The organism is Paenibacillus sp. P2(2022) (assembly GCF_029522175.1).
Taxonomy (GTDB): Bacteria; Bacillota; Bacilli; order Paenibacillales; family Paenibacillaceae; genus Paenibacillus; species Paenibacillus polymyxa.
The window spans coordinates 557,081-569,072 of record NZ_JAKWFI010000003.1 but is presented as its reverse complement, the minus strand read 5'-3'; the positions used below and the strand labels follow the sequence as shown (position 1 = coordinate 569,072).

At 43.8% G+C, this 11,992-nt stretch carries 12 protein-coding genes; 5 read left to right on the top strand and 7 right to left on the bottom strand.

Translation table 11 applies throughout. The features are described 5' to 3' along the window. Window positions 1-57 precede the first annotated feature (57 nt). Entirely contained in the window at window positions 58-399 is a 342-nt protein-coding gene (locus tag MMB75_RS14350) for a zinc ribbon domain-containing protein YjdM (RefSeq protein ID WP_025366208.1), read from the top strand. 120 nt (window positions 400-519) lie between these two features. Here the strand turns inward: MMB75_RS14350 and MMB75_RS14345 are convergent, their stop codons facing one another. Continuing rightward, the gene (locus MMB75_RS14345) at window positions 520-1,275 is read right to left on the bottom strand and encodes an AIM24 family protein (protein ID WP_016822536.1); all 756 of its coding nucleotides are present in this window, start codon (window positions 1,273-1,275) and stop codon (window positions 520-522) included. A 250-nt stretch (window positions 1,276-1,525) separates the two neighbouring features. Here MMB75_RS14345 and MMB75_RS14340 point away from each other — a divergent pair, with 250 nt between their 5' ends. Continuing rightward, on the top strand, window positions 1,526-2,578 hold the full coding sequence (locus MMB75_RS14340) for an LLM class flavin-dependent oxidoreductase (protein WP_090889133.1): 1,053 nt from the start codon (window positions 1,526-1,528) through the stop codon (window positions 2,576-2,578). Window positions 2,579-2,686: 108 nt separating this feature from the next. Here MMB75_RS14340 and MMB75_RS14335 read toward each other — a convergent pair whose 3' ends face one another. The 3 genes from MMB75_RS14335 to MMB75_RS14325 form a co-directional block, all read right to left on the bottom strand. Then, window positions 2,687-3,196, bottom strand: coding sequence for a DUF1036 domain-containing protein (locus MMB75_RS14335; protein WP_016822538.1), 510 nt, complete (start codon window positions 3,194-3,196; stop codon window positions 2,687-2,689). Window positions 3,197-3,277: 81 nt separating this feature from the next. Continuing rightward, a complete protein-coding gene (locus tag MMB75_RS14330; RefSeq protein ID WP_123797833.1) occupies window positions 3,278-4,786 on the bottom strand; it encodes an aminotransferase class V-fold PLP-dependent enzyme in 1,509 nt (502 codons plus the stop codon). A 135-nt stretch (window positions 4,787-4,921) separates the two neighbouring features. Continuing rightward, window positions 4,922-5,398, bottom strand: a complete 477-nt coding sequence (locus MMB75_RS14325) for a DsrE/DsrF/DrsH-like family protein (RefSeq protein ID WP_016822540.1) — start codon at window positions 5,396-5,398, stop codon at window positions 4,922-4,924. 199 nt (window positions 5,399-5,597) lie between these two features. Here MMB75_RS14325 and MMB75_RS14320 point away from each other — a divergent pair, with 199 nt between their 5' ends. The 3 genes from MMB75_RS14320 (at window position 5,598) to MMB75_RS14310 (ending at window position 8,535) form a co-directional block, all read left to right on the top strand. Continuing rightward, complete coding sequence (locus MMB75_RS14320; RefSeq protein WP_123797832.1) at window positions 5,598-6,335, top strand: hypothetical protein; 738 nt, start codon at window positions 5,598-5,600, stop codon at window positions 6,333-6,335. Between the two features lie 99 nt (window positions 6,336-6,434). Next, a complete protein-coding gene (locus MMB75_RS14315) occupies window positions 6,435-7,397 on the top strand; it encodes a radical SAM protein (protein WP_123797831.1) in 963 nt (320 codons plus the stop codon). A gap of 163 nt (window positions 7,398-7,560) precedes the next feature. Then, a complete protein-coding gene (locus tag MMB75_RS14310) occupies window positions 7,561-8,535 on the top strand; it encodes an aldo/keto reductase family protein (protein ID WP_016822544.1) in 975 nt (324 codons plus the stop codon). A gap of 84 nt (window positions 8,536-8,619) precedes the next feature. Here MMB75_RS14310 and MMB75_RS14305 read toward each other — a convergent pair whose 3' ends face one another. From MMB75_RS14305 to MMB75_RS14295, 3 genes are all read right to left on the bottom strand, one after another. After that, entirely contained in the window at window positions 8,620-9,003 is a 384-nt protein-coding gene (locus MMB75_RS14305; protein ID WP_277375998.1) for a hypothetical protein, read from the bottom strand. A gap of 203 nt (window positions 9,004-9,206) precedes the next feature. Continuing rightward, the gene (locus tag MMB75_RS14300) at window positions 9,207-11,147 is read right to left on the bottom strand and encodes an ABC transporter permease (protein WP_045244758.1); all 1,941 of its coding nucleotides are present in this window, start codon (window positions 11,145-11,147) and stop codon (window positions 9,207-9,209) included. Continuing rightward, window positions 11,137-11,898 carry an ABC transporter ATP-binding protein gene (locus MMB75_RS14295; RefSeq protein ID WP_025366200.1) on the bottom strand — a complete coding sequence of 254 codons (762 nt, stop codon included), beginning with the start codon at window positions 11,896-11,898 and terminating at the stop codon, window positions 11,137-11,139. The genes MMB75_RS14300 and MMB75_RS14295 overlap by 11 nt, the downstream gene beginning before the upstream one ends. Between the last annotated feature and the right edge of the window lie 94 nt (window positions 11,899-11,992).

Sequence of the window (11,992 nt, the reverse complement as noted above, 5' to 3'; positions counted from 1 at the left end):
GGGAACTCCAAGGTAGGCTTGGAATAGAAATAATATATGAATGGAGTACATAATACCATGTCTAATTTGCCAAACTGTCCTGAGTGTAATTCAGAGTACACCTATGAGGACCGCAGTCTGTTCATTTGCCCGGAATGCGCTCATGAGTGGTCTGCCGAGTCAGAATCTGTAAGCAGTGAAGATGTAAAAGTCGTCAAAGATGCGAATGGTAACATTCTAAAGGATGGTGACTCTGTAACGGTCATTAAAGACCTTAAAGTGAAGGGAAGCTCTTCCGTCTTGAAAATCGGCACCAAAGTAAAAAATATCCGTTTGGTGGAAGGCGATCACAATATTGATTGCAAAATCGATGGTTTTGGAGCAATGAAGCTAAAATCGGAGTTTGTCAAAAAGAATTAAAGTGTACAGCAGAGAAACTATTCAGTTCCATGAGGATTAAAAAAAGGAGAAGCCGAGGCTTATCCTTTTTTACTAGCATTTGGCATCATTGGGCTTCCAATGCTCATGCCCACATAGATGTCATAGTGGTGCTAGCCATACAGTTCCGGTTCCCCTGTATACATTAACCAGCCCTTCGCCGGAAGCGGCCGAGCCCATTTTGGTTTTTCCCGATTTTTCGACGGTGAACTGTAGGGTGTTGGACCACATAAGGGCAAAGTTGCCATCCACCTTGAGCACATCATTTTGCAATTCTATAACGACCGCTTCATCAGAAGGGATCGGCGCTTGAAGTGCCAGCACTCCTTTTCCACGGGCGCTTAAATTAAATAACCCTTCTCCGCCCAGTGCAGCAGAAGAAAGATTACTGCGTGCAACGACGGATATGTCCAGCGTGGTGTCGCAAGCTAAAAACAATCCGTCTTCGATGGCAATGTCATCATTATCCACATCAATGAGCCAAATATATTGGTAGGTAGGCTCCAGCATAATGGTCCCCGTGCCTTTATAATGCGGTTTAATAGCACCTGTCCCCGTTACAGCACCGGATACCAGGTTTCGCATTAAGCCTCCGACGCCTTTTACACCGGTAGTCATTTCCATGCTGCCTACAGTATATTGCATGGCACCTGCCCTCATCATAATCTCACTATTATTGATTTCGATCATGAGCTGCTTGCGGCGCATGTTACTTTTGCTCATATAGTAATTGTCTTTTGCAGCTGCAACCGAGGTGCAACTCAAATCTGTTATGTATTCCAGTACCGTAAATCCACCTAATTGGTCAGTGATGGCAACATTGCTGTTATCCTTTAAATTATTAATGACAAAAGCCATAATGTATGTGCCTCCTTGTTGTTTTCATGGTGTGGGGATGGAAATCTTATTTATTCCATACCATAAATTCGACAAAGAGACTGCTTTTCCTGCGTGGATCTCGGCACTTCTCTCGCCTGATTTTCAGACTTAGAAAAGGAGAGCTTGAAAAAGATGTGAAAAAGGTTCAATATAAAGATATCGGTTTTTAAAATGATTTACTTTGGAAGCAGCCGAATAAAAGTGAAACATACAATAGGGGGTAGCATAAGTGGAGATAGGTATAAGCACGTTTGTAGAAACAACACCGGATCCCCAAACCGGTGAGGTCATCAGTCACGCACAACGGATACGTGAAGTGGTCGAGGAAATTGTACTTGCTGATCAGGTAGGACTGGATGTGTACGGCGTGGGAGAGCATCATCGTAAAGATTATGCAGCATCTGCTCCGGCTGTTATACTGGCTGCTGCTGCGGCACAAACCCAACGAATTCGCCTAACTAGTGCGGTTACGGTGCTTTCATCGGATGATCCGGTGCGTGTGTTTCAGGACTTTGCTACGCTGGACGGTATTTCGAATGGACGAGCTGAGATTATGGCAGGCCGAGGTTCTTTTATAGAATCGTTCCCATTGTTTGGATATGACCTGGATAACTACGATGAGTTGTTTGATGAAAAGCTGGAGCTGTTATTGAAAATACGTGAATCCGAAAAAGTGACCTGGAAAGGCGGACATCGGTCCGCAATCAACAATTTGGGCGTGTACCCGCGTCCGGTGCAAAATCCTTTGCCTGTATGGATTGGGAGTGGAGGCAATCAGGAATCAGTGGTTCGTGCGGGCTTGCTTGGATTGCCGTTGGTGCTTGCCATTATTGGAGGCAGCCCTATGCAGTTTGCACCATTGGTGGAGTTGTACAAAAAGGCAGCTAAACATGCAGGTCATGATACATCGCTGCTTCCAGTTGCATCCCACTCGCATGGTTTTATCGCGGAGACTACCGAGCTTGCAGCGGATAAGTTTTTCCCTTCCACTCAGCAGAGCATGAATGTGCTTGGGCGTGAACGTGGTTGGGGTCCTTATACTCGTTCCAGCTTCGATGCCGCGCGCAGCTTTGAAGGAGCATTATATGTGGGCGATCCTGATACGGTAGCCAAGAAAATCATTCACCTCCGTAAACAGGTAGGCATTACACGGTTTCTATTGCATGTGCCCGTCGGCACGATGCCGCATGATGATGTCATGAGAGCTATTGAATTATTGGGAACAGAAGTAGCGCCACGGGTGCGTGAAGAGATATCCAAGTGGGAATCCGAGAACAAATAGGCGGATTGACCTCAGTATCGAGAAAGATAAAGGAGCAGACCATGTGAGGAGGTCGCTCCTTTTTTGGTTCTAAATAATCTGTACAGGTGGGGCCGATCAGATCATTGTTTATTTGGTCCGTTTTTTATGCGTGATGCGTCTTTGCAGGAGAGGCTTTCCTTGTTTTAGTCTCTTAGGTTTTGCAGGAACTCTGCGCAAGATAGGTTTCTCTTGAGTTGCTTTGGAAGGCAGCGTCATGCGGAGTGTGGTTGATGCAGGTTTTCTTTGACTGCTGCTTGTTATAAAGTCGATAGTATAGTTCAAGACGAACGGGCTAACCGCAATTCTCCGCAGTCCCACGTTTCTACAAGTGGTACAGCCTGTATCCCAGCACCAATCGAAGGCATTTTCAGGAACTTGAGTGAAGTATGAACCTCGCCATGTACGTCCAAAGTCGTCCTCGGCATAATAGAAAAACGTATTACCTCCGGCGAAGCCGCTCCATACTTGAATCGTTTGACCGGGGTTCACACGAAACCAGCCTGCTTTAGAGTAGTTAACAGGAGTACAGCTGAAGTCCGGATAGGCAAAAACTAGAAAGATAGCCGCATTGGTGCTGTTGCGAAAATTGACACCCATTGTCGCCCCTTCTTTCCTCATATAGTAATCTTACAGTGTAGCTTATGAGTATTTTGAAAGAAGGAAACGGACAAGAGTCTTTTAATTGCTAAAGTTGAACCATTTGCTGATGTCTATTTTGTGATGTTCATTCATAGATCGCCATTCGTTTGATTCCGGTTGATAGGTATAATCTTTTTGCCAGGTTATGATGTTTTCCATGATAGCCCGTATGGAAGAGACAATATAGGAGACTTCCTGATTGGTCATCATGGGATGAAGCGACAGACGCACCCAGCCCGGCTTTCGAGATAAGTCTCCCTCATGAATCAGGTCTGTCATTTGCTTAGATGCTTGCTGGTCGATGCCCAGCAAATAATGTCCATAGGGGCCTGCACATGAACAGCCGCCTCGGACCTGAATGCCAAATCGATCATTTAGTAGTTTTACAATCAGGTTATAGTGAATATGACCGACAACGAAAGAAACGATTCCCAGCCGATCTTGGCTGTTTCCTCCCAAAATATGCAGACCTGGTATGGTGCCCAAGCCTTTTAGCAATAATGAGGTCAGCTCCTTTTTACGCTCCAACATGCGGCTGTATCCCATTTGTTCCTTCAGCTGAATACAGAGCGCGGTTCGAACAGCCTGTAGAAAAGGAGGGGTCCCTCCATCCTCGCGTGCTTCAATACTATCTTTATACTCGTATCCACCCCAAGGATTGGTCCAACTCACCGTACCGCCCCCGGGTTGATCGGGAGCACAATGGAGGCACAGCCGCGAATCCATAATGAGAACGCCGCTTGTACCGGGGCCACCAAGGAATTTGTGAGGGGAAAATACAATTCCGTCCAGTTTCTCAAGGGGATCTGTAGGGTGCATGTCGATCTCCGCATAAGGTGCGCTTGCCGAAAAATCAACGAAACATACGCCGCCATGTTCATGCATTTTGCGGGATAGCTGGTGAATCGGCACTTCAAACCCTGTAACATTGGAGCAGGCGGTAAAAGCGCCAATCTTGATCGGGCGATGCTGAAATTGAAGCAGCAGTCGTTCGAGATGAGCTGGATCGACCATTCCTCCAGGACCTGGAGGAAGACACACAACGTCTCCAATGGTTTCTGCCCAGGAAATATGATTGGAATGATGCTCCATGTGTGTAACAAAAATAACGGGACGGTCTTTTTTAGCGATGGGGTAGAGGGGCTTTAATTTTTCATGTATTTTCAATCCTAATAGTCGCTGAAGCTTATTCACCGCACCTGTCATCCCGGACCCGGCGAATAGAATGATATCATGTTCATTGGCATGAATGTGGTTCTTAATGATTTGTTTTGCTTTTTCATAGGCTTGGGTCATTAGAGTACCTGTCAAATTAGACTCCGTATGCGTGTTCGCCACAAATGGACCTAATTCATGAACTATTTTCGACTCGATGGGGCCATACAGACGACCGCTGGCTGCCCAATCCGCATAAATCAGCTTTTTAAGCCCATATGGAGATTCAAAGGTCTGGTGATAACCGATTGTATTTTCGCGATACTTTTGGAAATAAGCCTCGTTAGAAGGCTGATACCTACAGTTACTACTTCCGATTCGAGCCATGAGCATACGGCGCCTCCCAAGTCGTTCTATCTTCTTAGGGTACGTAGGGAGGCTGGAATAGGTTAAAAAAAATAGGCGAATGTCATCATTTAGTCAAAATAAAAAGCCTCATCCAATAGCAGGATAAGGCATGAGGATATATTAGATAAAAAGCTGCATATCCGACTCAAGCGCATCTTTTAGATACGTTTTTGCCTCGATAATTTCCAGTTCAGGGATGAATTCTTCCGGTTTAAAACCCATAATATCCACCGATAGCTTGCAGGCATAAAATTTGACGTTTTTCTTCCGGGCTCCTTTCAGGAAATGGATCAGCTTCGGTGCCTCATTGTCTTCCAGCATTTCCGTCAGCATCAGCTTGCCCAGACCGCTAAAATTCATATGGGATAGCGGTAAAGCTTCAGGCCCCTTGGGAGTCACCAGATCCATAAGTTTCTCGTAAATGGTCTTGTCCTCAAGCGTCATTTTATCGGGATCACGAACCAATGATAATCCCCAGAATGCAAAAAACATCGTAACCTCGACATCCAGCTCCCGAGCTGTATTGGCCAAAATCAGTCCAGCCATAGCTTTATCATAATCGCCGCTGAACATAAGCAGATTCATCCTTTTGTCCACGATCTTCCGCCTCCATTACCAACAGATATATTCAGTATGGATTTGGAAAGGAGAACTATGCCCAGTTCACATATTGATCACAATTGTAGGAGATGTGTCGGATTCAAGAGCACTATTCAATATATGTTATTATTATCTATGGAAATTACATAGCACCATTGTTTATGGAATATAAGAACAAATGAGGAAGGAACGGGTTTTGAAATTTATGAGAAAAACATCGTCTATAATGTTTTTGTTTTTATTGCTGATTGTGACAGCATGTGGAACCCATCAAGAGAAGAATACGGATTCATTTTCAAAAGCCTCAATCTCCAAAAATATGTCCTCCGAGCAACCGATAAATTCTGAAGAGAAGAAGGAAGATGCAACTGATGCAGGCCAATCTATGAAAGTGGTCGTATCTAAAGAAAAAGCTATAATACGTTCAGAAGAGGGAAATTCGTTAGTTCATGCAGATTGGACGTCAGGCCAACCTGATGTGGAGTTACCCCTTCAAATGGGGGCAACTAAGGCTGAACTCGTATTAGGGATGGATCATCCTAACGGAGTGAAAACATTGGTGGTATTCCCTTCCGAGTCTACAGGTTGGCCACTCGACTTGTCTTCAACTGGAGAATCGGAAGCCTTTGACGAGTTTGGTGAATTGAAAGCAGGCTATAGGTTTCAAGCGAGCGTTTACGATTTTGATCATGATGGAACCAACGAATTAGTCATTGCAGCGGGTGACTTAGCTACGAATGCTGAGATATGGGTTTTTTCATTTACAAATGTAGAAAACATTAAAAAGATAGATCCCTTTCATCAGGAGTTAGCTGTAACAGGGCAATCCTATATTACTTTAAATGGACATGAATTAGATGTGCCTTATGGCTCTCAAGGTTTATTTGAGACTTATAAGTATATAGATAAAGAATTTCTTACTCCGGTAAAGTAAGCTCACCGTTACCAATGTCATATCTACAAACCGCTCCCATTCTGTATAATCTCAAGGGAATTCAAGACACAAGCCTGAGATCGGGAGGACAATAAGAAAGTGAGTATAGAGAATAAATATAAAGCACTTGAGCTGGAGAAGCCGGGCATTTATGAGCTAGAGGGACTGGAAGTCGGGGTCACCTCTAATTGCAACTTCAAGTGTGATTACTGCTGCGCATATCAGCGGAACGACGGACAATGCATTAGCAGTAAAGAGGTCAAAAGTATCATTGATGATATTCCAACGTTAAAACGTGTGCGACTGTCCGGGGGAGAAGTGACCTTGAAGTATGAGGACTGTCTGGATATTGTGGCTCACTGTTCGAGCAAAGGAATCGCTACCCAGCTCAATACCAATGCCAGCTTGCTCAGCCCTGAACGAATTGAGAAGCTGCGTGACGCGGGGCTTTCCAACATTCATATCTCCTTCAACTTTACGGATGCCGATAAATATGCACAGTATTATCATGTTCACCCTCGCATGTATGAGAAAATCGTTCAAAATATTCGGTTGTGTACCGAAGCCAAGTTGGAAACGGTGCTGGAAACTTTGCTATTTGCAGAGACACAGAACAATATGCCAGCAATCAGTGAAAAAGTATACGAACTCGGTGTGCGCATCCACGAAATCCAAAACAGCATTGTGATGGATCATACGAATTGGAACGCGATCTCCACCAAGGAAGCACTTGTCCGTTCCGTTCATGACCTGATCGCTCATAAAAAAGACGATACCGTGCTGTATTTCACCTGTATGGACCGTTTTGCTCAGGAGCTGGGCTTCAAGGAAGAGCCAGGTGTATATTTTTCCAACTGTGTTGATGGTAAGAAGCAGCTTCATCTTCACGGGAACGGGGATATTCTAATCTGTGAACTTTGTCATCCTGTGGTCATCGGTAATATTTATAACGGAACGTCCCTAAAGGATATTTACAAAAATAAACCGAAGCAGCTTCAGGAGTTTCTCGACAAACTGCCTTGTCCTGCATATGATGCGCTTTTTCCTGTAGGAAGCAAGTAGACATGATTTGAGATTATGAGACTACGGTATCTACCACCCTAGCAGTCAGGGTGGTAGATGTCCTTCATGTAACTCCATGAGTCCTTTATTATTTGTTTTAATGAAAGGGTTTACATGCTAAAATATATAAAAATGCGAGCTTCTTAGGAAAGAAGGAGTAGATATGAGATATAGAAATGTAGGCAATAGCGGTCTTAAAATTAGCGAAATCGGACTGGGGAGCTGGTTAACGTACGGTACAGCCGCCGAGCAGGAAGCAGCTCATACCTGTATTGCCAAAGCCTTTGAACTTGGAATCAATTTCTTTGATACCGCGAACGCGTATAACCGTGGAGAAGGCGAGAAGGCTATGGGAGCCGCTTTGAAGCCTTATCGAAGAGAGAGCTATGTACTTTCTACCAAGGTTTTCTTTCCTATGGATTCTGGTCCCAATGACAGAGGGCTGTCACGCAAGCACATTATGGAGCAATGTGAGGCGAGTTTGAAGCGCCTCGGCACAGATTATATCGACATGTACTTCTGCCATCGTTATGATCCAGACACTCCGTTGGAAGAGACACTGCGGGCGCTTGATGATCTTCAAGCTCAAGGCAAGATCCTGTATGCTGCGGTTAGTGAATGGAGTGCTGCCCAGCTCACGGATGCCTATGGTATTGGAAAACGGCTGAATCTGCGCCCGCTGATTGCCAATCAGCCGATCTATAATATGTTCGAGCGTTATATCGAGCATGAGGTACTTCCCGTATCCGGTCAGGTAGGCATCGGCCAAATTGTATTTTCACCTCTGGCCCAAGGCGTCCTCACAGGTAAATACAAGCCGGGACAGCCTATACCGACGGGTAGCCGCGGGGCTGATGCCTCTGTCAATAATGTCATCAGCAGTTATATGAACGATACTGTTCTAAACTGCGTTCAGGAGCTGGATCAGCTGGCGAAGGACTTGGGTATCACCTTGTCACAACTCGCGCTTGCCTGGATTCTGAGAGAACCGGGGATCAGCGCTGCACTGATTGGGGCTACTAAACCGGCACAAATCGAAGAAAATGTGAAAGCAGTCGAGGTGACTTTGCAACCGGAGACCTGCGCGGAAATTGAGCAGATTCTGAAGCAAACAGAAGGGTTTGAGCCTTTGCGCTAAGCATTCACACGAGTCTCCCTAGAGGGAAGCCATCAATAACAAAGTCTCACTCTTCCTGTCCGTAACAGAGAAGGGCGAGACTTTTTAACTGGCATCAAGCATGGCATAGATGCCTGAAACCACACTAAATGCAATTCCGCTCACTAAAACAAGGATTTGCTTCTTGCTGAGATCCAGGGGATCAAAAAAGATGGGCAACAGCCATTTTAGGGTGATAACAGCCCATAGGCCCTCCAGTAACCCTAGTATCAATACCTTTTGCCCCCAGTGAAGCTTCATTTGCGGTGTTAGCGGACCTTCAAGAAACAGGTCACCTGAAGTATGAATATTCCAAGAAACAATAACTACGAATATAAGAAGAGTTAATAGTGTTGACATAATGTAGATGATATCTTTTTTGGCCTTTTTCGTAAGTTTTGGCGATTTTTTAAACTCAGGCAAGCCAATCAGAAAAAAAACGATTCCCATAAAAATAGCCACGCCTATAAAGGAACCCAGTATAATATTCGCTATGATGCCGATGCCATTGATGATTAATAATAAAATAAGCTCCCCCCCCCCTTGGGGTTACGATGATAGTTATTTTATTGTACACGCAGGAACAAAAATGCTCAAATATTTGGAAAAGCCCCCGGCACCTGTGCTGAGGGCATTTTTTGATTTTTTGCCAGTTATAATGCTGATTTAATGACCTTTTTATAATACAGAATGGATAGCACTCCAAAGATGGAATATAAGGCTGTGTACAGTACCATCACGATGATCATAGGCATCCAAACTTCGGTCCCAAACAAGAACCAGCCGGATTGGACGGCGAAATAGCTGTGTGATAGGCCGATCACTAACGGAATGCCGAAGTTAAAGAGTTGTTTTATTTTAATGCCTCGCAGCAGGTCACTTTGGGTGAAGCCTAACTTTCTCAATACAGTATAATTGGCCTTTTCGTCTTCGCTCTCATCCATTTGCTTAAAATAAAGGATGCAGCCTGATGTAATGAGAAAGGTGAGTCCCAAAAAGCCAACGACAAACATGATCACTCCCATATTTCTCTTCTGATTACTGCTCATTTCAAGCTGTGATGTTTGTTGATCATTAAAATTGGCAGCTGCAAAGAGGCGATCGGCTTCTTCAATCTGCGCTGAGTTTAGCATATCAATTCCAATATATAAGGATGACTTCTTTTGGATCTCTGGATTTACATCTTTCTTTAACCGCTCAAAAATGGTTTCGTCTACAATGACAGTGGGTACTCCCCCAGCTGCAAAATAGTAGGGAATCACATAATCCTTTTTTAGACCCACATATTGTTGAGGTATGACTTCTGTTTTCCCCTTCAAATCCAAGGGTCCAAAGTCTTTCAAGGACATGAATTTCTGTAACATATCATTATAGCCCGTTAAAACCGTTTGGCCTGGAGATACATCCGTATCCTCCACAGATCGGTCGCTTACGACAGGCAGTGTCGTGAAATCCGCACCCTTATTTAATTGTTCCATAGGAGTCTCCATAATTTGCGCTGTCTTCACACTGACTTGAATCACTTCAATTTTCTTTTCTCGATACTGTATATCATGCTCATGAAGTAACGCTTTGAATTTCTCCGCATCCGGCACATTCGTCATGGCAAAATGGGAAGGTACATTATCCTCAGCTGCTTGATCCGCAGAATAATAGGCGATATAGCTTAAGGATAGTAAACCGATAGCAAGTGCCGATACTGTCGTAATAATGGTTAACAACAAAGCATTGGATTTCATGCGGAACATAATGGATGAGAGGGACAGCACCTCATGAATGTTTAAGTAGCCGCCTTTACTTTTTCTGATGATATTGGAAATAAAGCGGATGGACCCTTTATAAAAGAGAAATGTTCCGATGATGACAGAGCCCAAAATAAACACCATTGCCATAAATAGCTCATTTAGGGATGTAAAGTCTCCACCAAATAATCTGGAGGAAACATAGTAACCTAACGCGATGAGTGAGACGCCAATGATCCCGATAATCATCTCAAAGGTCGTTATTTTCTTGATTTTCCCTTCGGTGGTTGAGGTCACTCGGAACAAAGACAAAATACTTTGTCTTTTGATAAAAGAGTAATTCATGACCATAATCAGCAAGTAGATGACAACAAAAACGATGAGTGTTTGAGTCAGTGCTTGGTTCGAGAAATATAGAGTGGCAATAGCCTCGACGCCCGTCGTCTTAAATAAAATCATGATCACTAATTTGGAAAAAGAAAATCCAACCCCAATTCCAACGAAAAGAGAACCGAAGTATAAAATTAAGTTTTCAGCACTTAGAATGCGAAAAATTTTACTTTTTGTCATTCCGATCAGTTGAAATAGGCCAATTTCTTTACTGCGTCTTTTTATAAAAATATTATTAGCATACAAAAGGAAAATGCATACAATAGCGACCAGTAAGACGGATGCTGCCCGTATAGAAGCTGCGCCTTTAACAGAGCCCTTCACTTCGTCCATGGAGGGATCGTATTGTAATGTGACAAAGGCGAAATAGAGCGCAACACTGAAAATGAGAGCAAAAACATAAAGGTAATAATTTTTCAGGTTTTTTTTCAAATTCTTTAGAATGAGCAGATTAATGTTCATATTGGACCCCGCCTAAGACTGCTTGGGTTTTCATGATATCCTGGAAGAAGCTTTGCCTTTCCTGCACGCCTTTATGAAGCTGCGTATACATTTGCCCATCCTTCATAAAAATGACTCGGCTGCAATGGCTGGCTGCAACAGGATCATGCGTGACCATAATAATAGTTGCTTTGCGCTTTTGGTTCAGCTGACCCAGCTTGTTTAATAGATCAGAAGCCGACTTCGAATCAAGCGCACCCGTAGGTTCATCGGCAAAAATAATCGTAGGCTCATGAATAAACGCTCTAGCCGCAGATGTACGCTGTTTCTGTCCACCCGAAATTTCATTGGGATACTTGTCCTTGAGCTCATAAATCCCCAGCTCTGTAGCCACCTCCTGAAATCTTCGGTTGGCCTCTTTTTTAGGCGTTTTGGTGATAGATAGGGGCAAAAGGATATTCTCCTTCACGGTGAGCGTATCCAGCAGATTATACTCTTGAAAAATAAAGCCTAAATGCTGTTTGCGGAATTCAGCCAGTTGCTTTTCTTTCATTTTCGTCATTTCGATATCATTGATCTTAATGGAACCGTGGCTTACTTTATCAATGGAGGAAAGGACATTTAGCAGAGTGGTTTTACCTGAACCGGAGGCTCCCATAATACTGACAAATTCACCTTCCTCAATAACGATATCTATTCCCTTCAAAACCTCCTGCATATTTAGCTTATTACCATAGCTTTTGTGAATCTTATGGGCTTCTAAAATATTCACTTCGATGCACTCCTTATTGTTCTTGTAGCCTTATTATAAAAATCGTGCCGATGCTTTTCCCTTGATTGGGCGAACAATACATAAAAGCATGTGA